This is a genomic window from Pseudomonas sp. 05L36, from assembly GCF_056398125.1.
In genome coordinates, this window is the sequence record NZ_JBFTOU010000020.1 from 71915 (window position 1) to 95836 (window position 23922).

The 23922-nt window shown below is 53.8% G+C and carries 25 protein-coding genes and 1 pseudogene; 6 read left to right on the forward strand and 20 right to left on the reverse strand.

Annotation, left to right across the window (positions count from 1 at the left end; all coding sequences use genetic code 11):
- Window positions 1-40: 40 nt before the first annotated feature.
- The 8 genes and pseudogenes from AC1DKH_RS20415 to AC1DKH_RS20450 form a co-directional block, all read right to left on the reverse strand.
- Complete coding sequence (locus tag AC1DKH_RS20415; RefSeq protein ID WP_477799104.1) at window positions 41-1636, reverse strand: EAL domain-containing protein; 1596 nt, start codon at window positions 1634-1636, stop codon at window positions 41-43.
- Window positions 1637-1871: 235 nt separating this feature from the next.
- A complete protein-coding gene (locus AC1DKH_RS20420) occupies window positions 1872-2837 on the reverse strand; it encodes a helix-turn-helix domain-containing protein (protein WP_477799105.1) in 966 nt (321 codons plus the stop codon).
- Window positions 2838-2964: 127 nt separating this feature from the next.
- A complete protein-coding gene (locus AC1DKH_RS20425) occupies window positions 2965-3297 on the reverse strand; it encodes a hypothetical protein (RefSeq protein ID WP_477764236.1) in 333 nt (110 codons plus the stop codon).
- A 178-nt stretch (window positions 3298-3475) separates the two neighbouring features.
- Entirely contained in the window at window positions 3476-3775 is a 300-nt protein-coding gene (locus AC1DKH_RS20430; RefSeq protein WP_477756866.1) for a hypothetical protein, read from the reverse strand.
- A 184-nt stretch (window positions 3776-3959) separates the two neighbouring features.
- Window positions 3960-4442 carry a hypothetical protein gene (locus AC1DKH_RS20435; protein WP_477799106.1) on the reverse strand — a complete coding sequence of 161 codons (483 nt, stop codon included), beginning with the start codon at window positions 4440-4442 and terminating at the stop codon, window positions 3960-3962.
- Window positions 4439-5260 (reverse strand): winged helix-turn-helix domain-containing protein, encoded by an 822-nt coding sequence (locus AC1DKH_RS20440; RefSeq protein WP_477799107.1) that lies wholly within the window; start codon window positions 5258-5260, stop codon window positions 4439-4441. Before AC1DKH_RS20440 ends, AC1DKH_RS20435 begins: the two co-directional genes overlap by 4 nt.
- Window positions 5261-5870: 610 nt before the next feature.
- Window positions 5871-6065, reverse strand: a pseudogene (locus AC1DKH_RS20445) (transposase); the annotation flags it as partial.
- 167 nt (window positions 6066-6232) lie between these two features.
- A complete protein-coding gene (locus tag AC1DKH_RS20450; RefSeq protein WP_477799108.1) occupies window positions 6233-6913 on the reverse strand; it encodes a DUF3313 domain-containing protein in 681 nt (226 codons plus the stop codon).
- Window positions 6914-7220: 307 nt separating this feature from the next.
- Here AC1DKH_RS20450 and AC1DKH_RS20455 point away from each other — a divergent pair, with 307 nt between their 5' ends.
- Together AC1DKH_RS20455 and AC1DKH_RS20460 are read left to right on the forward strand one after the other, a co-directional pair.
- Complete coding sequence (locus tag AC1DKH_RS20455) at window positions 7221-8021, forward strand: transporter (RefSeq protein WP_477799138.1); 801 nt, start codon at window positions 7221-7223, stop codon at window positions 8019-8021.
- A gap of 34 nt (window positions 8022-8055) precedes the next feature.
- A complete protein-coding gene (locus AC1DKH_RS20460; RefSeq protein ID WP_477799109.1) occupies window positions 8056-8448 on the forward strand; it encodes a GFA family protein in 393 nt (130 codons plus the stop codon).
- A 123-nt stretch (window positions 8449-8571) separates the two neighbouring features.
- Here AC1DKH_RS20460 and AC1DKH_RS20465 read toward each other — a convergent pair whose 3' ends face one another.
- From AC1DKH_RS20465 to AC1DKH_RS20505, 9 genes are all read right to left on the reverse strand, one after another.
- Window positions 8572-9375 carry a 2OG-Fe(II) oxygenase gene (locus tag AC1DKH_RS20465; protein ID WP_108215750.1) on the reverse strand — a complete coding sequence of 268 codons (804 nt, stop codon included), beginning with the start codon at window positions 9373-9375 and terminating at the stop codon, window positions 8572-8574.
- An 83-nt stretch (window positions 9376-9458) separates the two neighbouring features.
- Window positions 9459-10268: a glycosyltransferase gene (locus AC1DKH_RS20470; protein WP_477760510.1), complete on the reverse strand. Its 810-nt coding sequence runs from the start codon at window positions 10266-10268 to the stop codon at window positions 9459-9461.
- A gap of 301 nt (window positions 10269-10569) precedes the next feature.
- Entirely contained in the window at window positions 10570-10791 is a 222-nt protein-coding gene (locus AC1DKH_RS20475) for a helix-turn-helix domain-containing protein (protein WP_477799139.1), read from the reverse strand.
- Window positions 10792-10809: 18 nt separating this feature from the next.
- On the reverse strand, window positions 10810-11208 hold the full coding sequence (locus AC1DKH_RS20480) for a hypothetical protein (protein ID WP_477799110.1): 399 nt from the start codon (window positions 11206-11208) through the stop codon (window positions 10810-10812).
- A gap of 391 nt (window positions 11209-11599) precedes the next feature.
- Window positions 11600-12436 carry a hypothetical protein gene (locus tag AC1DKH_RS20485; protein ID WP_477799111.1) on the reverse strand — a complete coding sequence of 279 codons (837 nt, stop codon included), beginning with the start codon at window positions 12434-12436 and terminating at the stop codon, window positions 11600-11602.
- 92 nt (window positions 12437-12528) lie between these two features.
- Window positions 12529-12789, reverse strand: a complete 261-nt coding sequence (locus tag AC1DKH_RS20490; RefSeq protein ID WP_477799112.1) for a hypothetical protein — start codon at window positions 12787-12789, stop codon at window positions 12529-12531.
- Between the two features lie 387 nt (window positions 12790-13176).
- Window positions 13177-14229, reverse strand: coding sequence for an alpha/beta hydrolase family protein (locus AC1DKH_RS20495; protein ID WP_477799113.1), 1053 nt, complete (start codon window positions 14227-14229; stop codon window positions 13177-13179).
- Between the two features lie 500 nt (window positions 14230-14729).
- On the reverse strand, window positions 14730-15215 hold the full coding sequence (locus AC1DKH_RS20500) for an adenosine-specific kinase (RefSeq protein WP_477799114.1): 486 nt from the start codon (window positions 15213-15215) through the stop codon (window positions 14730-14732).
- A 57-nt stretch (window positions 15216-15272) separates the two neighbouring features.
- The gene (locus AC1DKH_RS20505) at window positions 15273-15908 is read right to left on the reverse strand and encodes an eCIS core domain-containing protein (protein ID WP_477799140.1); all 636 of its coding nucleotides are present in this window, start codon (window positions 15906-15908) and stop codon (window positions 15273-15275) included.
- Window positions 15909-16067: 159 nt separating this feature from the next.
- Between AC1DKH_RS20505 and AC1DKH_RS20510 the strand changes: the two genes are divergently transcribed.
- A complete protein-coding gene (locus tag AC1DKH_RS20510; RefSeq protein WP_477799115.1) occupies window positions 16068-16559 on the forward strand; it encodes a metallophosphoesterase family protein in 492 nt (163 codons plus the stop codon).
- A 57-nt stretch (window positions 16560-16616) separates the two neighbouring features.
- On the opposite strand, the gene AC1DKH_RS20515 is transcribed toward AC1DKH_RS20510, so the two are convergent.
- From AC1DKH_RS20515 to AC1DKH_RS20525, 3 genes are all read right to left on the reverse strand, one after another.
- A complete protein-coding gene (locus tag AC1DKH_RS20515) occupies window positions 16617-17576 on the reverse strand; it encodes an alpha/beta fold hydrolase (RefSeq protein WP_477788534.1) in 960 nt (319 codons plus the stop codon).
- Between the two features lie 16 nt (window positions 17577-17592).
- Window positions 17593-19005, reverse strand: a complete 1413-nt coding sequence (locus tag AC1DKH_RS20520; protein ID WP_477799116.1) for an NAD(P)-binding protein — start codon at window positions 19003-19005, stop codon at window positions 17593-17595.
- A gap of 274 nt (window positions 19006-19279) precedes the next feature.
- Window positions 19280-19618: a hypothetical protein gene (locus AC1DKH_RS20525; protein WP_477799117.1), complete on the reverse strand. Its 339-nt coding sequence runs from the start codon at window positions 19616-19618 to the stop codon at window positions 19280-19282.
- Window positions 19619-19933: 315 nt separating this feature from the next.
- On the opposite strand from AC1DKH_RS20525, the gene AC1DKH_RS20530 reads away from it, so the two are divergent.
- From AC1DKH_RS20530 to AC1DKH_RS20540, 3 genes are read left to right on the forward strand one after another with little or no spacing between them, the layout of a single operon-like run.
- Window positions 19934-21406 (forward strand): c-type cytochrome, encoded by a 1473-nt coding sequence (locus AC1DKH_RS20530; RefSeq protein WP_477764253.1) that lies wholly within the window; start codon window positions 19934-19936, stop codon window positions 21404-21406.
- Window positions 21407-21455: 49 nt separating this feature from the next.
- Window positions 21456-23231, forward strand: coding sequence for a cytochrome c oxidase subunit I (gene ctaD / locus AC1DKH_RS20535; protein WP_477754588.1), 1776 nt, complete (start codon window positions 21456-21458; stop codon window positions 23229-23231).
- Window positions 23228-23920, forward strand: coding sequence for a cytochrome c oxidase subunit 3 (locus AC1DKH_RS20540; RefSeq protein ID WP_477799118.1), 693 nt, complete (start codon window positions 23228-23230; stop codon window positions 23918-23920). Before ctaD ends, AC1DKH_RS20540 begins: the two co-directional genes overlap by 4 nt.
- Window positions 23921-23922: the final 2 nt, after the last annotated feature.

A 23922-nucleotide genomic window follows, 5' to 3' on the forward strand; every position in this document is an offset into this window, starting at 1 on the left:
GGTGTTAGGGTTCGGCGAGCATTTGAGGGGCCGTGAGGGGTTAATAGAAGTCATTGATTGATATTTTTGCGTCGTAAGGCGGGATGTTTGCCGGGCATTGAAAGTAGCGTCTTGCCAACGCTTGAACAGGCAGCGCTTTGCAGAACAACCAGCCTTGCGCCAATAGAACCCCCTCCGAAACCAGATGCGGCAGTTGCTCCTGAGTCTCGACACCTTCGGCCACGACCTTGAGTCTCAGCGACTTGGCCAACCGGGCAATGTGTCGCCACAAGGCATCCTCGGCAGCGATCTTGTCGTCTGCGATCAATGAGCGATCTATTTTCAGAATGTCGAAAGGCACCGAATCAAGAAGCGAGAGGTTGGAATAGCCGATACCGAAGTCGTCCACGGCAATGCGATGTCCACACGCACGAAGCCGTTGCAATTGCCGGGCGGCAGGCTTCTGATCGAGCAGGGTCCTTTCGGTGATTTCAAAGGCCATGGCGGACACAGGCATGTTGTAGGTTGCCAGCACGCTGGCCACATAGTCTGGGAAGCTCGGGTCCTGAATATCCCGGGCGCAAAGATTGACCGTAATGTAGAAGTCCTTGCACGCCCAAAGGCAGGTGCTGTAATCCTCCGCCACTTGTCGAATCACCGAGCGCGTCAGTTTGCGGATCAAGTCAGACTTCTCCGCCACTGCAATGAAAACATCCGCAGGCACGTGGGTGCCGTTGTCGCTCCAGTGAGAAAGTGCTTCGGCGCCCACCAGATAGCCCGTCGTCAAGTTAACGATAGGCTGGTAGTGAACACCCAGCGTGTTGGTTTTTATGGCATTGCGAAGTCGTACGGCGATAGAGGTGTAATACCGTTGGGCACACCTTGCGAGCAAGAGCAGCGCTGCGAACACGCACACAAGGCCAATGAATAATTTGAATTTGAGACTTGTCAGGTAACTCAACGGAAGAGAAATGACGGCGATCAGTTCATTTCGGTTGCCCGCAAAGGCGATCAGAACCTTGTCTGGCGAGGTAACCAGTTCGTCCAGGTGGAACGGCTTCTGCATCTTCAGCGGCTGAGGGCCCGTGGAAGCAATGGGCACAGCGCCGCCGGGGCCGATGAGGTCCAGTTGCAGGTCCTCTGGAAACTTCAAATTGTCGAGCAGGATCTTCTTGTTTGCCCAGACGTAGGTTGACTGTTCCGACACAATGATGAAGTCGGTGTCCGCAGAAGCTGCGTGGCCGGAACCTACCCAATAAGTTCGTCTTCCAATTGAGAACTTGCGCTTCTCATTGCCTGCCAGTACTGAAGGGAGTTCTTGTCCGTAGGAGGAGCAGATCTTGCCGTTGGGCAACTGGATTGCCGCTTGATCGACAAATCGCAGGTTCTTGACCAGGTCAGCCAGTTGTGAATATTGATCGACGGAGCATTCCTGACCCGAACGATCAAGATCGCCGAGGTTTTCCAGTGCTTTGTCGATCTGCGCATTGGGCTCCACTTGAGCAGCGCGCAGATCGGCGTAAACGTTATTCAACTTCCGTTCAATGAATTGCTCAGCCAGTCCCCCGGCACAAAACCATGCGGCCCAGCCCGCTGCAGCAATCAGACATACAGTGACTGCGTGCCTTCCAAGTAACGCTTTATATGCGGCAACCATCGAAAAACCTCGAGGTATCATTATTTCACTGTGCACCCTGTAGTAGCGGATTGAACGTCTTCAGTACCCGTCAATAACCCAGGCCAATAAGATGCCGCTGGCATAGGCGGTAATGCACAGAATGATTTTCTGCTTGAGCGGCAGTGTGTTTATTCGATGATGCATGCTTATTTCCTTGAATGGGCAAATAGGCAATGGTGGGTCCCTATGTTTAATCAAAGGAAATTATTAATCATCATTTGCAGGGCTTGGCTGAGTTGCGCCTGGCCGTTTCTGACGGAGTCTCTCCGTAAGCAATCTGATACGCCTTGGAAAACCGACCCAGATGGTGGAAATTCCAGTACATCGCGGTTTCTGTCACGGTGGGCCACGTTTTATTGATCAGATCGCGGCGGGCACTGGCGAGTCTCAGGTTTCTGATGTAAGCGATTGGCGACATCCCGAACGTTTCAATAAAGCCAAAATGCAGGGTGCGAGTGGTGGTATCAAGTTGCCTTACCAGCGATTTTATAGTGAGCGTTTTTTTTGTGTTTTCATGAATGTACTCTATAGCTTCTATCGCCACCTTTCTTCTTGTCGGGACTTTACGGCTGAAGCCACCAGCGGGTGTCAACGACTGCAATAGAGAAGCAAGCACCGCACTTTCAATCGCTGAACCCTGTGCTTCGCTGTGCTGTGAAGAATCAGAGTCGTTGATGTCGACACAGCAAGCGCTGATGGCTTGAACGGCAGATTGTATGAGTTGATAGTTTTCAGCCTGGAAGCTGTGTTGTGTTCTGTTGGCAAGTATATCCATGACCGCGTGATGTTGGCGGCACCGGTCATAGTTTTCCAGTGTTGTGGTTATGCTGAAAAGTGTTTCATTCGGTTCGCAGGTGTAATGCACCGATTCATCGCTGTGCAGTACGATGATTTCGTCAGGCCGTAGTTTGTGATTGTTTACGACGGGGCGTCCAATCGGAGGCTGCGAGATGGCGAATGTCACGAATCCGGCAGGAACAGAACTGACCAGCGTCACGGATGAGTCGAACTCAAGGCGACTGCACTGCAGTTCCGGGCTGTGAAAGAGTTTATGTTGCCGAATGCGTGCCTCTTGCTCGGTTGGAATAAGGCTCATTTCCCATTTGCCTATTGTTCTGTTCAGTTGGCTCGGCAAGGCAGAAGACAAATGAAAGATCTCGTCGGGCGGTGCGATACTCATGAAATTGAAGGCTCATCTGTTAAATGATTAGGGTCAGGCCTGACGGGCAGTCATGGAGAAGATACGCAATTCGGCGTCCTTGCTGTCGGTGAGTTCGACGCCATTGCCATTGGCTTTGAACGGGTTGTCAGAGTCCCCGGATCAGTTCCAGCTCCGCCGAAAATGCGTACTTGCTGTCCAACGGTGAATCATCCATGTGTTGAACGTTGCGCGGGTCAATTTTCGAACTGAAGATCTGCGATTGGGGTTTCATCGGGTCAATGGCTGCAGCTGTAAAGGTGTAAAAGTCGTCAATACGATAACCGTTTTTTACCTGATAGCTTGTTTTCACTGCACTTGGGACCTTCTTGTTGGTTTCGACACTCGTCAATTTGGCACTGTAGACGCTCTTGTCGTCGGCCATGGCCTTGAGAGAAAGCAATAAGCCAAACGACACGGTGACGAAGTTTTTCAGTAGCATCGAGGCGATTTCCTTATAAACAGTTTATTCAGGCAGAGCAGAATGTCAGCTGCATCTCTGCCACGACCTGGCCTGAAAATAATCTCACCTCGATGGTGTCTGCCAAAGTCAATAACTCATATTTATGAGGTCGTCAGAATGGTCAAAACACCGTTTGCACCGGGTTACACCCTACACGTCAGAGTAATATGAGCGAGCTGGCGTAACTCGTGCCTGTATCACCTTGTGGTGGGGTGGAGAGAGGAAAATCACTGTCCTGATCGTCCGAGTGATACTCATTCTCACTATGGATTTTCAGATGCGATAGTTTCTGGCGGTCATCCGGGCTTGTTTCAATTTCATAATATTCAATGGTCGTGCTTTCTACGGAGTGCTCGTCGTGAGCCAACGAATAAAGTGGCATGGCAGACAAAAATACAACCGCCAGAAATCCGAAAGTCGTCGAATTATGGGTTCGCAGGAAATGCAGGGCTTTCACTTGATTCTCCTGTATAGGGCATTGTCCCGGACGAGAATCAGGCAGGCTCGACTCCAAGGATTATCGGCGAGGAATTTTTGGCAGGAGAGACGTTTGATTCAAATCAATAAGTGTTATTTTTGTTTGAGAAGTTCTTTGATGTGAAGCTGTGCCAAGCGGGTGTTGAGTCGATTCGGGAGGCCGATTAATGGTTCATGCAACGCAAGCGACCAAGTTCATGTACGTAAAAACACACGGCGTTTTTATCCGGCGTCGGAATCAATTCGTAGTTTAGAATGGCGCCTTCTTGCAAGACGTATTGACGTCTGAAAAACAGGTCAGGGGTCTTTTCAATGGCAAAAAGTTCATTGTCCTGGCTGAGTTTTATGTTGCTGACTTTGATTTCGACGTGAGTTTTGCTTTCGTCGATTATATTCGCTGAAATGGTCGCATTGCGGATTTTTCCATTCAGGCTTTCCAGCGTGGTCCCCGTGAGTCGGCCATGCCCGATAGTGAGGTACTCTTCGGTGTTCAGTTGATCAAGATCTTCCAGCCATTGTCGGGCTTTTGTTTGATAACTGGTGTTTTCCATGTAGTGCGAAGGAGAGTACACAAGCGAAAAAATGCAGAGTGCATTGATCAAGGCTATGACCGGCCAGTGAACGGCTTGCGGAATTTCAAACTTCATAGGGTGACTTCCAAACATTGACGGATCATCAAGGCGAGGTCTCTTTCGCTGCTGTTCAATTGTAGATTTGCAGTGCTTAGATCCGGGCGAATGCACGAAACGGAATAATTGGCTTTATACAGGTTGATCCAGACTTGACCCTTCAGGTTTGGCGGTAATTGTTCAGTTTGTTTGGCCGACAAGTTCATCAGGGCTTGAGCCTCGGCAAGATCGCTGCCCACGGCGTGTATGACCAGTCCATTCTTGTCGACGCTGGAAATTTCAATTTTTGGCGCGTCGAAGTCGAATTTAAAAATAGTAAAGGCAACGACTGCCAGCGTAACCATATAAGCGATCAGCTGGGCCTTTGTAATGCGAGTGGATTTATTGGTTTTACCTGAGGGTGCAAGCAGCCCATCACTACCAGGTGGCGGTAGTTGTCCAGGGATGGGGGCGGGTGGCTGCGCTGTTTGCTCTGAGGGTGCTGGTGCATCTGCTGCTGCATCGACTACACAGTGCCGGTTGAAGCAGTATCCGCGTCGAGGAACAGTCATCAGGATCTCGTGATCCCGACTGTCATTGAGAATATTGCGTAGTGAGAAAACCGTTTGGTTCAAACTGCCGGAGGCAACCACGCGGTCATTCCAGGTGTAGTCGATGATTTCATCGCGGCTTTTAGTGACACCTGGCTCCATGAGCAGCAGGTCCAACAGGCGCGACTCAGCTCTACCTAGCGTGGAGTTTTGTACATCTCCATAGGGTGTTGTAATGGAAAGCATGGCGCTGTCCGGGTCGAATACCGCCACGGCGCCATTTTTCAACTTGAAGGTGTAGCTCATAGAAATCTTCCGTTCAGGCGGTACTGGCCTGAGTATAGGGGCCGGATTTGGCTCGGTGCATTCTGGTCCGGGAGGTGAACGAAGATGAGGGCCAGGCGGAAGGTGCACTGTGTGTCACATTTACAATGCCGGACTGGCTCGTTTCAAAGGTGTGCAGTGCGGCAAGCAGCCCGGCCTGTCAGAGGTATCAGTTCAGTTAAACAAAGAAAAAGCATTGCTGGATGACCCATGGTTTTCGATTTGGACACCGTGAATAATGCTTGGAATGGATTATCTGCGCTATCCGAAAACTGCAAGCTCGGGCGGGTGGGTTTGCGTGGAGCCACGCCTGAATGAACTAACCTCGCTGTTGCGACAGGCTTCTATTTCAGCTTGAACTATCAGGATACAAATCAATGATTGTGTTTTTGTGCGCCAGGTTTGTGAAAGATTATTTTTGATTCTTATTAGCTTTGAACCAGGGTTTTTACCGATTTAAATGGATCTCGAGGAGCGTTGATGCACATCGCGTACAGGGTTGGTTTGTCGCGGCGTAAACGATCCTCACCTCTCGTTCTACGGCTTTGCCCCGAGTCCTTTCATGAAGGGCCCGGGGCTTTTTTTTGGTTCTTCACGGATTACCGGGAAAGACGCTCTTGGTCTTCATGAAAAAGAACTCGCTATCCCGGTAACCGTACGCCATCCGCTTGATGACCTTTATTCGATTGTTTATTCCTTCCAACTGACCGGTGTGCATCGGCCAGCGAACCCGGCTCACGATGCCCCGCCAGTAACCCTTTAGTCGTTTGGCGAACTGGATCAGAGCTGGTGTTCAGCAACATCGTAACGAGCGCTAAGGTATGGGCCAGTATTTTCATCATTGAGTCTCACGTCAGGCGTCGGCACGGCTAACGGTTTGTCAGAGGGGAAACACGGCGGGGCATCACATTGAAACCCCATGCCGGTCTGCTTGCGATGGGGTTTACCTGAGCGTCAACGCTTGAGGAGGAGGGCCTGCATATCGTCGGTCATGCCTTTGAGTGCAACCTTGAAGTCATTGGCAACAATCGGCTGTTCGGCATTCTTGATGGTCTCGCCGAATACCTTGCGCACGATCTTCGCGACCGGCATACCGGTTTTGGCATCGATCAGGTTGGCTTCGATGTACATTTCGGCAGTCTGATCCCGATGCCCGGTGGCTGCTTGTGTCGCCCCGACAATGGCCCCGATTGGAACAGCCTCATACCAGTGCATGCCTTCGTTGTTGGCGCTGACGTGAGTGATCGCCGCTTGCAGGATCAGCGATCGCGAATCGGTCGGTACCAACTGCGCATAGGGGACGATCGTGTAGCGCTGGGCAAAGGCGGTCTTGACGCTGTTGCTGGCCATCAATTGCAGGTCTTGCAGCGTCTTCAGGCTGACGCGCGCGGTCGGCTGCGGCGCGGGATACAGCTCAATCTGCCTGAACACCACAGTGGAGTACACGCGAGGATCGAACCCTGGCGATACCCAGCGCAATACTTTCTGCTCACTCGGCGTAGTTTGCTCCTCCAGGCCCTGGTAATTGCCCAGGAAGCCTGAGTATTGCTCTTGCTGCGCCACTTTCGAGACACAGCCGACCTGAAATACACAACTCAAAGCTATACCCGCAATCCATTTATTCGACATGCCCATGTATTTGGTTCTCAAGTGATGAAAGTTGTCATTCGGGTTCCGACCTGGCCCCGGGCATTGGTCCGGGTGCCTTGTATTCAGGCATTGGTACTTGCCAGTCGGTTACGCAAAGCAGGTGCTTGCACGCCGTCCAATGCGGGCCGAATGCTGCCTGTAGCAGCGGGATAATCCGAATCAATAACTCTCAAAAACCGTTAAACACGCGGCCAGGAAAAATTGCACATCGATCACAGTTGCCTATGCTAACCCTTTGCAACGCCGGTTTTGGCGTCTACAGGTGAGTGAGATGGATTTGAAAGAAGGATGGATGTGTACCGCGTCGACACTCGTCGTTGCGTTGGGCTTCATCCCGCTGGCTCAGGCCGAAGATTCGGCAGAGCTGGCGAAGAAAGCCCTCAACCCGGTCGCGGCGATGTACAGCCTGCCGGTGCAGTACAACTGGGACCAGAAGATAGGGCCGACCGGGGAGGGCATGCACAGCGTCACCAATATCCAGCCTGTGCTGCCGTTTGCCTTGAACGAAGACTGGAACCTCATCTCTCGCACCATTCTGCCGGTCATCGACCAGCACGGCCTGGCCCCCAATGGCGCGGCGGACAAATCCGGCACCGGCGATATCACCCAGAGTTTTTTCTTCTCGCCGACCAAGCCCACGGACAGTGGCTGGATACTCGGCGGCGGCCCGGCGTTGTTGATACCGACCGGCAGTGACGAATTGCTCAGCAGCGAGCAATGGGGCCTCGGCCCGACGGCGGTGGCGTTGAAACAGTCCAATGGCTGGACCCGAGGCATTCTGGCCAACCATATCTGGGGCCTGGACGGCAGCCCGCCAGACGACAAGGAAAAGGTCAACCAGACCTTCCTGCAACCCTTCCTCTCGTACACCACTCATACGTACACGACCTACGGGGTGAACACCGAGTCGACCTACAATTGGCAATCGCGCGAATGGTCGGTACCGGTCAACCTGACGGTCACCCAACTGTTGAGAATCGGCGGCCAACCGCTGACGGTGCAGGCCGGCCCGCGCTACTGGCTCGACAGCCCGGAAGACGGCCCGCAAGGCTGGGGCTTTCGCGCTGCCGTGACGTTCCTGTTTCCACGCTGATACGCCGTTTCGGACAGCTTGGAGGAGACACCGCATGGACCAATTCACCGGTGGTTGTTTGTGCGGCAAGGTGCGCCTTGTCGCGACGGGGCGCCCGTTCCGGGTTGGCGTTTGTCACTGTCTCGACTGCCGCAAGCATCACGGGGCGCTGTTTCATGCGTCCGCGATATTTCATCAGGATGCGGTGACGATCGAAGGTGAAACCCGTGACTACGCCGGGCGGCATTTCTGTCCGCACTGCGGTTCGTCCGTATTCTCGCGCAGCGCAGACGAAATCGAAGTGAACCTCGGATCCCTCGATGCCCCAGACCAACTGACCCCAACCTACGAGAGCTGGATCGTGCGTCGCGAGGCCTGGTTGCCGCCGTTTGCGCTCACACGACACTACGAACGCGATCGAGATGCCACGGGGCGTTTTGAGGACTAGCGGCTATAATCTTTGGCGCCCCCATGGGCCATTTGATCGACGCTGTAACTGAGCATGGGGGCATATCCTGATTGGCGAACTAACGCTCAAAAAAGTACGAACTCGATCGTCTGGCGATACCGTTTAGTTTTTCTTCTTGATTAGTTTATTCATGTAGTACTTTAGGCTAAAGCGATCTTTTGGCCTTGGTTTGTAGTGGGTTTTGTTTCTTTGTGCAGGATCGATCACCATGGTTCCTGCAGTGTAGTAATAAAGTGCTATAGACCTGCGGGTGATGTGCTCTGGAGTCGTCAAGGGCTCTGGGTGCCCATGATTACTGTCTTTGTCCGTATTGAAAATGACACAACGATTGTAAATCGGCAGGATTTTTTTAAGGCAGGTCTTCATGTCGACATCCCAAAGTTCCAGGTTGCCGCCGTATTCCTCTCGCCAGTCTTCAGTCAGATAAATTATGATATTCAGTCGGCGCTCGACATTAAGCTTTTTGTTGAGCCTGAAGTCCGAGTGCACCCCCAGGAAACCACCGCTTTTGGTTTCATGCAGGCCGCCACCGACAAAGTAGGGATCGGGTATCAAACCTTCGATGCCTGTGAGCTTTTCAAGAAATTGCAACATGGGGGCCGAGTTAAAGATGTTGAAAACAGCTTTCAAATGGGGCGCGCATTCGTTGGGACTGATTTGACGTTTTCGTTGACCTTTATAGCCTCGCTCGTAGAGCATTTCGTTGTTGGTTGGCTCGGTTGGGAAGTGCGAACAGATACTTGCAATCAGGTCTTCGTGCAAGAAGTTGTCGATGACGATGTGCGGAAATGGCGTAGCCTGAGTATAGCGACTGGTCAATGACTCACCAAAGGCGCTGGCGGCGTTTTGGTCGAAATCAAGCTCCGGGGACAGGGTGATAGGTAGTGCTTGAGTGATGGGGGCCATTACCGCTCCAATAACTTGATATAAAGACTGATAGGTGACGTCAAACAGCGTTGAGCTCACGGCTCGTTGCGTCTATTCGTAGTTTAATTTTTTTTGTCGTCCTTGTTCAGACGCTTAAGGATGTTGTTGTACATTTTGGTTCGTCTATGAGTCTTGTCATAGCCACCAGCCGCTGCAACAGTGCCGGCCTGAATGTGATCCAGATAACTGAAGATTTTACGCGGCGATAACATTTCAACGACATAGCCAAGCTCGGTCATGCGGTCTTGGAGAGTATAGCCTGGTACACGGTCATCCATCGAAAAATGCAAGTCGTGCTGTTTGATAAGTTTGCAGTTCCACAATGTGCAGAAACTTTTCAAGTAGACTTCTTTGTACGGTTTTGGCTCTCTGGAGCGCAATCCCATCGAGATTTTCAGACGCCGGAAATGATGTTTGAATAGTCGCGAGCTAAAACGCCAAAAAGTTCTGGTGGCACCGCGGTTTAATTGCTCAACACAACCGACGGCCACGACGTTCGGGTTTTTTAAACATTTATTCAGCATCATCGGAAAAACATTTTTATCGAAAACAAACGTATCAGTGTGCATCAAGAATAAATAATCAGTTTCAATTCGCTCCAAAACCAGGTCAAGTGCCTTGCCATGCGCGATGTGGCCCGGTTCTGGTTCAGTAACAGAGCGCTCGATTAAATTGATCCAGTCAAGCGTTCGTAAATACTCAGTGCTTTCATCGGCGGAATAGTTGTCAACTACCCATATTGGGGCGCCGTTGCTTCCTACATGCTGGTGCAATAAGTCCAGGCATATCTTGGTGATTTCCGGTGTTTTGTAATTCACTATGACGATGCTGAAAGCTTTAGAGCTTTCGGGCGGAGAATCAGGGTTGTTCATTGTTCAGGTGCTCAATGGTATTGTATTTAATTGTAGAAGTAGTTGAATCTGCATGCAGATTCTGTCTGGTTTTCTACGCAAAATTTTCGTGGCTATAGAGCACATTTTGTTAGATCGCTTTGTTATGCATAACCACCATGGCTTACTCAGATCTGATGGAGCGCAGTAGAGCGGACTTCATCGTATAAGGATCTGCTCTATAGGTAAATATCCGTGACTTGATTCGTTGAGTCAGGAGGCTGCTCAGGCGAGCGTCTTGGGACGGTGTGAACTGAGCTCATTGATCACTCCAGTTCGTCATTCAGCACATGCCACCGCTACTTTTTCGTAGCGAGAAATGACTTGGAGCTACCCCATACCAGCGCTTGAGTGCCTGGGAAAAGCTCGACAGGTCACTCAAACCCAGTCGCTCGGCAATCTCGGTGAGGCTCAAGCGTTCGTCATTGAGTATCTCGATGGCGCTGCGGCTGCGGGCCTCGGCCAGCAAGGCTCGGAAGGTGGTGCCTTCATCGTGCAGGCGGATTGATCTCGTGGCGTCGCACTAGCGACGATAGTAGCGGTGATCGTCCTCGTAGCGGTGTCGCATGGCCCGATCCTGGTGGTATTCCCAATCACGATGGCGCTGGGCTTCTCGACGGGCTTGTTCTCTACGCCACTGTTCTCTACGCCAGTCGTCTCGGCGCCAATCGTCTCTACGATCATGCCAACGGCCGTCATGCCAGTATCGGTCGTCATGGGCAAGCAACGGCCCTGGCTGCTTGCCGGCCATACTGGCCAAGGTCGGCCAAGGGTTGCCGGCAGCCTGGACCGGAACCTGAACGGCTGCGACTTCAGTTGCGAAAGCAGAGGTTGAGGCCTTCATCTGTGTTGCTGATGCCGAGCCCACTGCCGCGAACGCGAACAGGCCGAAGAGCACCATCCGTGGGTCATGGAATTTCATGAGCGAAGAAAACCTCTGATTGACATTTGGGCGTATGGCCATCTGGCTGCGGGAAGTCTGCGAGCTCGCGCTTACCGAGCGGATGTGCCTACCCACATAGACCGATAAATAAGGAAAAGTTCTAGGTAACCGCTGCTTAAATAGCCAACGGCCTCAGTGTTCGGCCCCATTGAGGTTTGCTATCTCGATGTCCGCTCCACAGCCAAAAGCAGCCCCTCACTGAAGGCCATGTCAACCCAAACCCTTCGGGAGGGCGTCTAGGAAAGCGGGGACAATTCAGTAGATGCATAGCTAGCCAGTACATCTTCCACAGGGCGGAATGGTTGTTATCCCGCACCCTGCCGAATGGAAAAACAATGAGGCCGCATAAGCGGCCTCATTATTTCAGGCCCTAAACCTTGTCACCGCTATGTAGACCCACTAATTCATCTAAATAATTAATTGCATTTTCCATAACCATTAATTCTTTTTTCGCCTGAAGCTCCAACAATTCAACATTCGAAGTCAAACCCAAATCTTTTCGGATGCCCACGAGAACAGAAACCTGAAACTCAGCAATTTCCTTAACGTTCGGCAGTAAACTCTTCAGCAAACGAAGACGTTCTATTCTCACCCGAGTTTCAGCACCGTCCAGCTCCAATCTTGCCTCTTCCGCCTCGGCAAAATAACGCTCATAAGACCCCAAAACCGCGTCAATAATTTTCGAATCTGCAGGTGGCACTTCTTTCAATTTATTCAGCTCAAGTAACACTCGCTCAGACTCTGAAACTGAACGTTCGTACTTTTTCTCCCAGCCATTTCTGTCACTGATAGCCTTACCGAGTACCGCTCTACTGAAGGCAGACCTCATCAAAAGATCGTTATATTTTGATACGAGCTCACTGACCAACGATGCCGTCACAGGCTCCGCCACTAGCTGAATCTGCGCTGCAACGGAAAAGAAATCGCTTAAACTAGGGCTAACTATGAATGACTCATCCCTATCGGAAGGCTCGATTAATGAGCTCAACGCTTTCGGCATCTTTTTCGCGGCGTCCAGGTAGACATCTCTCCTTAGCGACGCGGTGCGCTCTTGAGACTTTATAGTCGAATCATGGTTAAGTTGCATTTCCAACCGCGATTTATTGCTCCTGTTGGATATAAGAACACCCCCGAGTGTCAGACCCGACGCTAACAAGCCAGACCAAACAACATCTGGGACTGATCTGATAAAATCAAAAAAATTCATTCCCTAATGCTCCTAGTGATGCCGTGTGAATGAATGGGCTTCAACGCCATGATCTGTCGAAATTCAATGTTCGAAAAGAGAGCCCTGTAGCGTCATGAGTGAGTTTTTTTAGAAACGATATTTTTTTGCGACCACCCCGACCACCGCTGCAGACCCGCCTTCTTTTCCTTGAAGTAGGAATACCGGTCGTAATGCTTCGATCCCACATCACCGAAGGCATGCCCTTGAATTCGGTCCTTCAATTCTTTGTCGAGACCTGCAACGCCCATCAGGGTTTTGCCCGTCCGGCGGATGTCACGTAATGTGAATGGGTCATTAAATTTCTTCGTGTGCCGACTGAAGCGCTTAGTCACTGTGAATCGTCCCTGGTTTACTAGACGATTTGACGGGCCGCAATGGGTCCAGGCCGTGTAAAAACGTAGCCACTGCTTTGAAGTCCGCGTCGCTACGTAAAATCTGCCAGTGATTGGTTAATCAGCGGACCTGCGATTTGCGTAGGAGCGCGATTTTCGTTCTGGTTCTGACCGTTAAACCTGCTCTAAAACGTTTTTACACAGCCTAGGTCGATTCCGAGCCTTCACTACAGGCTGTGATCGGCCAAAAACGGACGTTCGAATTGGTCCGCTTTCGACCGAGGCTGTGTAAAAACGTTTTTGATCGTAATAGGTGGCTGGATTCGACACAAAAATTGCGCTCCTACGCAAATTTCAGGTCTGCTGAGTTGCCGAGTGCCAGCAATCCTAGAGCTCCACTTTGTTGTTCGCGGACTGCGTCAAAAACTCGGTGATCAGTGACGTAACCTGCTGTTGGATTACCTCGCGCGGGCGAGCATTGTCGCCATCCCCGCAAATGATGCCATCGCCAGGAATGTCCTCTTCGAGCAATGCCACTGCACCTGGTTTGCAAATCGGCAAGAAGCTGAAATGGCTGGCGTCACTGATCTCGACATAGCGGCTGGACGCTTGGGGCAGGCGTGTGGCCAGGTTGGCGGACTCCAACTGAGCAGGCAGTTCCACCGACGGTGCGCCGGCAGCGATAACTAGCACCGGCACCGGCAGTGCCGCAAGGCTCTCATCGGTCATCCCGCGCGAGAGTCCCAGGTCCAAAGAAACCACAGCGGTGACGCGTTGATCGCGCAAATCGCCGGCCAGACCAGCCTTTAATGCCGGAGTACTCTCAGGGTTGATCTTTTGATAATTGGTGCAACTGGATAACTGCGGATGGAGTTTGCAGTCACGGGCAAACAGGGCCGGGTCGAAACGAGCACCGGCGATCTCCATTGCAGTCCAGCCGCCGAGTGAATGGCCCACTACAGCAATTTGACGCTTTGCGACCACGCCAAATTTTTCAGGTTGAGTGGTGACTGCCTCAATGGCCCGATGCAGGTCAATGGGTCGCTGCCATAACTGCGCCGCCGCTTGCGGGCTGCGATCATGGGTCGTGGTGCCGGGGTGGTTGACCGCTGCGACAATGTAACCCTTATGGGCCAATGCACTCGCCAACCAGTTCTGATTGTTCCAATTGCCTCTGAATCCATGGGAGAGCACCACCAATGGGTGCTCGCCAGCAGAGGGTGGCGCGTTGCGAACCGCAGAAGCACCGACAAACGCCACATCGTCGCCGATCAACTGTGGGGTGACGGTCGTTGTACTGGGATACCAGACGACCATCTCCAGCGGTCGCTCATTGTGTGGGTCCGGCAGGGTGGAGGATTGGAAGCCGACAGAGTTGACGTCAGCGAGAGCGCTGGTCGTCAGACAGGTTAAAAGCAGGGCGCCGAGAGCTGTTTTCAATGGGGTTGTCTTCCTTGATTTAGATAGGGGTTCAGAACCTGAAACCCACTGATAGCGTGCATCACATCGCGCAAAATATAGAAAACCAGCGCGGTGAGCAGGTGAACTGCACCGACATTAAAGCCGATACTCCGACTGACATGCATAGTTTTCGTTATCTGCATTGACCGGTCAGCAGCCGGGTTTTCGGGGCAAGTCCGAAGGGCCGCTATTGGCCGATTCTGTTGAAAAAGTCGGCCATGGTTTGCGCATCGGAAAAGTACGCGTCCGAGATTGAAATCTTTACTTTTGGCAGAGGCTTCCGGACTCGGATTTCACGTAGCCGCGTGCAAAAAAAGGCGTTTTCACCAGCCAATGAGCAGGCAGTTTGGGCGGACCGACTTTTTCAACAGAATCGGCCGACCCCGGCCATCCGCGACCAGCTGCAAACGACACGTCGCAGATGTTCAGCCAGACGAAATCAAACCAGTCCCTTTCTTACGAAATACTCGCTCTGCAATTCACAGCTTGTAGCCAATCTGCCGCAACAGGTTCTTGCGCCACTGGATGTCTTCATCGCCTTCAATGTCATTGGCACAGAAGCCATCCACTACGCCCAGGATTGCTCGCCCTTGTTCCGTCTCAGCGAGAATCACTTCGGTTGGATTGGCGGTTGCACAAAAAACACGGCATACCTCTGGAACCATTTTGATGGTGTTTAACACGTTCAGCGGATAGAAGCCGTCGCCCAGGAAAATGATGAAGCTATGGCCTGCGGCGATGGCTTTCGCATTCTTCTGTGCAAGTTCAATCATTGAGGTATCGGTGCCAGACCATCGCACCAGGCACTTGCCAGAGGCTTCACAAAAGGCCACGCCAAACTGGATACCTGGTACGGCATTAACCAGCGCTTCGTGGATGTCCTCGACGGACTTGATGAAGTGCGTCTGACCCAAAATGAAATTCGTCACATCCGGTTTATCGATTTTCCACGTGATGAGTTGCATCTCAAACGCCTCCTTTCACGATGTTGCTACCAGAGTCTGTCAATAAACCAAGCATAGCTACTCGTTGGTTATCGCTCCGTCCTCTGAAGGAACCCGAGGAGACCCTGACTGGGCCACGCTGGCTCTCAGCGCTCTGGCTACCTGGGTCTGGATCTCGTAGGCAGGCGTTTCGACGGCTGAGTAATCACGGGTATAGCGAGTGGCAAACTCGCTGACGCCCCATTGCTGGTACTGCTGCACGTGCTTCAGTTCGTGCGCCCACAGCGCGACATTGTTCAGTGCATCATCGGGACTGCGAAAAACGATGATGTCGACAAGGGTGACTGCATTTACATCGGGATTCTGCAGTATGGTGTTTGCGGCGGTCAGTTGCGCATCGTCGCCAACCTTGTAGCGAGCCGAATCGAGCACTCGAATGTCATAGTAGGGTTCGAGCTGGGCCCGGATATTCAGCGGGACTGTCTGGATATCACCCGTTGCCACGGTATTGCGCGATTGCACGATCCAGCTCTGTAAACCGGCGGCCGCCATCTGGTTCATGTTATCGAAGATCTCCCCAACGTCCCCTTTGGAGCCTGGAGCACAAAAACAAGCAACCACGCAGACCTGGTACTGTCCTTGCGGGCAGGCGAAAGCAGAGGACGAAGTAGCAATGCAGAAAAGCGGTATCGCCAAGCGGACAAGTTGACGCATAAAGGCAGGTGACAATTGGTTCTCCCAGAGGCAATGGCGGTCGGCAGGCGATCATTCGGGCAGGTTGTCCTGCCACGTGTTGGACCGCTTTGGGTACCGTTCGATTCCCTGGGGTCCACATATTATTCAGGCCATTGCCCATATCGTTCTGGAGCTTGCATGAAAGTTGGCGTGATTTCCGATACCCACGGCTTGCTCCGTCCCGAAGCGCTTGCCGCCCTGGCGGGGTGCGAGCAGATCATTCATGCCGGCGACATCGGTAGCCCGGAAATTCTTGACCGACTGGCGTCTATCGCTGCGCTGCACGTCGTGCGCGGGAACAATGATCAAAACCAGGCATGGGCAGGAAATCTCCCTGATTTTCTGCGATTGGACCTCAACGGTTGGCAGGCGCTGTTGGTGCATGACATTGCCGATGTTCCGGTCGATCTGGACCCAGGCATAAAGCTGGTGATCACCGGCCACTCCCACAAGCCACGCATGGAATGGCGTGGAGAGCGATTGTTTGTCAATCCAGGCAGCGCGGGGCGACGACGCTTCAAGCTGCCTGTCACGCTGGCGCTGCTCGAGGTAACGGCGACTTCGATTGAGCCTCGGTTGCTTGACCTGTTGGAGCAGCCCCCCGGATTGATTGAACCCTCGACGATTTGAAACGGCAGTATTAAAAAATACAAAAGAGAATATGTATTAAATGCTGGTGATACGTCCTCAGAGTTGTTTCAGGAAACCCAGTAGCAGCTCATTGACCTCTGTCGCGCGCTCTCGCTGTATCCAGTGGCCGGCACCTTCGAGGATATGACACCCGCGCAGTTCCGGCAGTGTCTGCGCGAAGGCTTCGATCTGCCGTGGGGAACCCGGAAACTTCAGCACGTCGTCGCGGCTCCCGGCAATGAACATCGACGGCTGCCGGATAATGCAATCGCGCCAGGGTGCCAGCAGTGCCCATGAGCGCGTCATGTTGCGGTACCAGTTCAAGCCGCCGCGAAATCCGCTGCGGGTGAATTCGCCGGTGTAGTAGGCGATATCCTCGAGGCTTAGCCAGGCTGGCAGGGTTTCGGGCTCGATCATCCCCCCCAGCAAGCCTTGTCCCGGCTGCAACCGGCCAAACACCGGCCAATCGGGCCCGTCACCCGAGCCACTGAAGTAGATGCGCCGGATCGACGACTCGACATCTCTTTCCAGCTCGGCCTCGGCCACACCCGGCGTCTGGAAGTACTGGATATAAAAGTCGCTGATACCCAGCGAGGCAAGCGCGCTCAGGAGCTCCACGCGACCCGGTGGCGAGAAGGGAACGCTCATGCCGACCACTGCGCGGAACAGATCGGGTCGCATCATTGCTGCGCTCCATGCCACCAGCGCACCCCAGTCATGACCGACGATCACGGCTTGTTGTTCGCCGAGTGCGTTGACCAACTCCACCATGTCGCCTACCAGGTGGAGTGTGGTGTAGGCGTCGGGTTCGGCCGGCGCATCGGTGCCGCCATAGCCACGCATGTCGGGCGCGACCGCTCTATAGCCGGCGGCCGCCAGCGCAGCAAGCTGATTGCGCCAGGAGTACCACAGCTCCGGGAAGCCGTGGCATAGCAAGACCAACGGGCCGCAACCTTGCGTTGCTACCCGCATGCGGATGCCATTGATGTCGAGCATTTCGAGGTGTGGCTCGTTCATGTGCGCTTCCTGCCATTCAAGCGATGGACTCCAGCAACCGCGGCAGATTCGCCTGAGCCTTCTGCCTGCTGACAGAGAGCCGATACAGTTGTGCCACTTTCCCGGTGTCGGTTTCTTGCAGGCCCCTGAGCACCGCAGTCAGAAAGAATAAGCGCGACTGCCTGATCCAGCGCGACAGGCCTTCATGCTCTCCCCAGCGTAGTTGGTTACCCAGGTAGACCGCCCACATTCTGATCCAGTCCGTGGGGACGTGAGGCGGGGGGACCATCGTGCAAAGCGCGTTCATTTGCGCTCGATCGGTCAGGTGGCTTTCCACATAAGCGATCAAGGCCGCGCTGAACACGGGTTGGCAACTGCTTACCATCAACAGGTTAATCTTGCCGCCGTCGAACACCTTCATTTCAGGCAGTGACGGGATGGCACTGGCGCTGCAATCAATGTGTAGAGTACCTGGGCTCGTGGCGATGCTGCCCCGGTCGAGCATGATGCGCGTTGGCTCGATAGCTCGCACCCTGCCCAGGCGCACAATGTTGCCGATGCGTCGAAGCTCGCGTAATTCCGCCTGTGTGACGGTGGCGCAGCGGTAAGCAGTGGGTTCGACGGACTTGTCCAGGCGCAGGAGTTGGCCCGCGGCCTCAAGTCTTGCGAACAGGTCCGGGATCGAGTCTGCGGCTGCGATGGCCTCGAATTGCGCCATGAGGCCGCCGATTGTTCGTTCGAAGCTGTCGGGGCCGGGTTGCAGGTTGGCCCGGTCGATCAACCACGGATCGTTCGGCATGATCCAGCAGATTTTTGCGGGTGCAACACCGTTTTGCAGACACCACAGGCAAGCGTCGATCCCGGTCTTGCCCGATCCGACCACTACGTAGCCAGAGTGAGGGTGCCGGATCTTCGGCAGGTCGTTCAGTGGCACGCATTGCACGCCGGGGTCCACCCGGTACCTGGGCGGGTGGGTTGAGGGAACTGCCGTCTGGGCATGGGTGGCGTCTACCACCTTTTTGTGCACCTGGACCTGGTGGTTTACGCCGCTGACCAGCGAGGTAAACCGGTGGTCGTCAATGCGGTCGCCGGTGTAGTTGCACATGGGGAAGTAACGGACTTGACCTGATGGCAGAAACTGCTGATTCATCACCTGGTCGAAGTAGCTCGCCACCTCGGCGCCGGAGGCTAGCTCATATAGGCCCTCGTTGAGTTCCGCCCGGTCTTTCGTTCCGCTGCCCAGTTCCCGTGAGTTGACGCCATAGAAGGCCGAGGGCTGGTGCAATCGGACGAACGGGTAGGCATCATTCCAGTGCCCGCCAGGTCGGTCGTGTCGATCCACCATTATGATGCGTGCATTCGTTTCCTTGAGTAGCGTATCGACGAAAGCCATGGCCGTCGCGCCAGCACCGATGATCAGGTAGTCGGTTTCGATCAGATTTGCGTCCATATGCTTTCGCCTTTCTGAAGGTTCCACCCTCAACCCCAGAAGATTAGCTACCTGTACCGAGCCCGATAGAACGAATGCTCCTCACACACATAACCGATGGAATTAATGGTTGCAGCCTGAGTTACGACTCACCAGTCGATGCAATATCTGACTCTCTGGCGTATGCACGAGGTGGCTCCACACTCGCGCACTCAAACGCCAGTTCGGCACCTCCCAAGGCACTTGGCGCAGATAATCAGCATGAGAAAGTCCGGTGCCGAGAATCACGTAGCCGTTAATCAAGCAGCTGATCGATCAACACCGCATTGGTATAGATCAAGCTGTCATCGCTCGCACGGTGCCCGACCAGGTGAAACTGACCGCGGTCGTGTTGCAAATAGACACGCATTTGACAGTCGGACAAGGGGGCGTATCCCTCAGGCATGATCAAATCCATCGAGTCCATATCGACATCGACCATGGCTTCAGTCTCGTGGGTCTTCTGCAAGCGCTCTTCGGCATCTTCCAGACGGCGATGCAGAGGTCCGTCGACGTAGAAATGGACTTCCCCCATCGGGGTGGACTTTGGGGCGTCGCTGGTTTTGCACCAGCCTTCAATCGTCAGGGCACTCATGAGGAAACCTCCCATGTGGATTGCTGGACTCTGTAGCTATCGTTCCTGCTCAATGCCATCACTTATGTTTGATGACTGCACAAGGGCAGGGTTCATCCTTTGGGGCCGCTTCCGGTCGATCTCTGCCGTCCGTCATCAGAAATTGAGTATAGCTGGCAACCGAACCTCCTTTACCAACCTCACGGTACAAGCCGATGGCTCTATACTCCTTACTGACTTTACCGCCCGGACGGGTGGTATTTGTCTGCCCTGCCTGGACGTAAGTGGCGATGCTTTTGCATAACCAATGAACAACAGGAATAGGATGAAGAGGAAATGGCAATAGCAATTGTCTTGATACTAATCGTTATTGCATCAGTGCTATTCCACATACTAGCGCCTTGGCAGGCGACACCGGCAGCTTCCAACTGGGGCTCCATAGACACCACCCTGTTCATCACCCTGATCATTTGCGGGGTGTTTTTCATCGCCATCACGATATTTATGGCGGTAGCGGTGATGCGCTATCGTCACAAGGAGGGTGCCAGGGCGGCCTACCAGCCAGAAAATAAAAAGCTGGAATTATGGTTGATTATCGTTACCTCGGTAGGTATTGCCGGGATGTTGGCGCCAGGTCTGGTTGTTTACAACGACTTCGTCCGGGTGCCGAAAAATGCTTACGAACTTGAAGTGGTCGCCCAGCAGTGGCAGTGGGCCTTTCGTTTTCCCGGTCAAGACGCAAAGCTGGGCAGATCGGATATCAGGTTTATTGATTCCGCCAATCCCCTCGGCCTTGATCCCAAGGATCCTGCAGGGCAGGACGATGTGCTTGTAATCAATAATGAAGTTCGTCTTCCGCTCGATCGGCCGGTGAAAGTTTTACTGCGCGCTAAAGATGTTCTGCACGATTTCTATGTACCGCAAATTCGCAGCAAGATGGACATGGTGCCAGGGATGGTGTCGTACTTTTGGTTTACGCCGACTAAAACCGGAAAATATGACGTCCTTTGCGCTGAATATTGTGGCGTGGGTCATTACAACATGCGCGGCCATATGATCGTGGAAGAGCAGGGCGTCTTCGATCAATGGTTGAAAGGCCAGCCGACTTTTGCGCAGACATTGACGACAGCTGCCAAACCCGGTCGAGACAGCGTGCTGGAAAAAGGCCGCCAGTTGGTCGAACAACTCGGCTGCAAGGCCTGCCATAGCCAGGATGGCGGTGCCAGTCTCGGACCGGGATGGAAGGGGTTGTACGGCCGCACTGAACAGCTTGCCGATGGCACCAGTGTGCAGGTCGACGAGGCCTACCTGAAAGAGTCGATTCTCGATCCGAAGGCCCGACTGGTACAGGGCTACCCGCCGGTCATGGTGGCCTATACTCTCAAAGACGATGAGCTGGGTGCTGTCATCGCCCTGATCAAATCACTGGGTGCTGCGGGGCAAGTCGATGAACCTTCTACCGGCGAAGCGTCGAGCTCGGGTGAAGACCTGGTGGCGCAGGGACAGCGACTGGCCGGGTCGCTCGGCTGTCTGGCCTGCCACAGTGTCGATGGCAACAAGGGCGTCGGCCCCAGCTGGCTGGGCCTGTACGGCAAGACGGAAACCCTTGCCGACGATTCGAGCGTAAAGGTCGATGAGAGCTATATCAGAGATTCGGTTCTTCATCCCAATGCCAAAATCGTCAAGGGCTATGCAGCCGTCATGCCGGTATTGGCTCCGAGTGACGAGGAGCTGAATGCACTGATCGCTTTCATCAAATCCAAAGCGAATGCTGACGCTGATGCGAACAAGGCGGAGCCAGGGAAGTAGCCGTGAAACAGCCAGGAATACACTGAAACTTCGGCAGGAGGATGACGTGATGGCCTATGCGGAGCAAGCCGAAACAGAAGCACTGCACGAGCCCAAAAGTTTCCTGACCAAATACATCTGGAGTCAGGACCACAAGGTCATAGCCATTCAATATTCGTTGACGGCCATCTTCGTGGGGCTTATCGCTCTGGTGTTGTCCGGCTTGATGCGCATGCAGATAGGCTTCCCCGGTAGTTTGGCGTTCATGGATGCCAGTACTTATTATCAGGCGATGACCATGCACGGCATGATCATGGTCATTTACTTGCTGACGGCCTTGTTTCTAGGCGGCTTCGGCAACTATCTGATCCCGCTGATGGTGGGCGCCCGCGACATGGTCTTCCCCTACGTCAACATGCTCAGCTACTGGTTTTACCTGGTGGCGGTACTGGTGTTGCTCAGCAGTTTTTTTGTCCCTGGCGGCCCCACAGGTTCCGGCTGGACGCTCTATCCGCCACAGTCCATTTCCCAGGGGACACCGGGGGTCGAGTGGGGCATTGTCCTGATGCTCGTCTCACTGGCGATTTTCATTGTCGCGGCCACCATGGGCGGGTTGAACTACGTCACCACGGTGTTGCAGGCGCGCACGCACGGCATGACATTGTTTCGCATGCCACTCTCGGTATGGGGCATCTTCATGGCCTCGATCATGGCCTTGCTGGCCTTCCCGGCGTTGTTTGTCAGTGCGGTCATGATGCTGTTCGACAAGCTGTTGGGCACCAGCTTCTTCATGCCGGCGATGGTCTCGCTGGGGCAGCACCTCGATCACCAGGGTGGCAGCCCGATACTGTTCCAGCACCTGTTCTGGTTCTTCGGCCACCCGGAGGTCTACATCGTTGCTCTCCCTGCGTTTGGCCTGGTCTCCGACTTGATCAGCACTCATGCACGTAAAAACATCTTCGGCTACCGAATGATGGTGTGGGCCATTATTGCGATTGGCGTACTCAGCTTTGTGGTCTGGGCGCACCATATGTATGTCAGCGGAATGAACCCGTACTTCGGCTTTTTCTTCGCCGTCACCACTTTGATCATCGCGGTGCCGACTGCGCTGAAAGTCTACAACTGGGTGCTGACCCTGTGGCAGGGCGACATCCATCTGACCGTGCCGATGCTGTTTGCCCTGGCCTTTATCGTCACCTTCCTGGTCGGTGGTCTGACCGGGTTGTTTCTCGGCAATGTGATCGTGGATATTCCGCTCTCGGACACCTATTTCGTCGTAGCCCATTTTCATATGGTCATGGGGGTTGCACCGGTCCTGGTGGTGTTCGGCGGCATTTATCACTGGTTCCCGAAAATCACCGGGCGGATGTGGAACGACACCCTGGGCAAGCTGCATTTCTGGATTACCTTTCTGGGCACCTACGCCATCTTCTTCCCCATGCACTACCTGGGTTTCCAGGGCATGCCACGTCGCTACTACGCCTATGAAAACTACGCGTTCATCCCGCAGTCCGCTCAAGACTTGAATGCCTTCATTACGGTAGTCGCATTGACTGTCGGCGTTTCCCAGTTGCTGTTCCTGTTCAACCTGACCTGGAGTGCGTTCAAGGGCAAACCCGCAGGCAGTAATCCCTGGGGCGCGGCCAGTCTGGAATGGCAAACGCCGAACACCCCGCCGATACACGGTAACTGGGGAGAGAAGCTGCCGGTCGTGCATCGCTGGGCCTATGACTACAGTGTGCCGGGGATAGAGCAGGATTTCGTGCCGCAAACAGTCTCGGCCGAGGAGTTGGAGCAAATGCGGCAACTCAGTGCCGGAACCAGGACAGCGGACGTTAAAACATGAACAGACTGCTATTGAGAAACGCCGATGGCGCAGACCCCGGCGGCAGTTGGAATCGCGACCCTGAGGGTGTTCAGGCCGCCGAGGGTGCCGATAGAAGGCAAACCGCAAGGGTAGGCCTGCGCTTGTTTCTGGTGGTGGTGAGTTCGTTATTCTTCCTCTTCCTGATCGCCTTTGTCGCCCGTTCACAAATGGCCGACTGGCTACCCCTGACAGAGCCTTTGGCGCCGTTAGGCAATCTCCGACCGCTCTGGCTGAATTCGGCTTTTCTGGTATTGAGTTGCATCGCACTGCAGTGCTCGCGTATGGCCGCCCGAAAGGCTCTGCCGGGCGCAGCTGTCATTGGTTTTGCATTGGGGGGAGTCTTTGCCATTGCCTTTCTGGCGGGGCAACTCTGGGTCTGGCAGCAGTTTGTCGCCTGGGGCTACTTTGTCGCCAGCAATCCGGCCAACAGTTTCTTCTACCTGTTGACCGGCCTGCATGGGCTCCACCTGCTGGGCGGGCTGATCGCCTGGTGTTGGATCGTCGCTAAATTTCTGCGTCATGTGCCACTGGCACAACTCAGCGCCAGCGTAGAGCTCTGTGCCATCTATTGGCATTACTTGCTGGGCCTTTGGTTCGTGCTATTCGCGCTGCTGGCCAGCACCCCGCAAACCTATGAAGCCATCGCCAGATTCTGCGGCCTGAGGTGAAC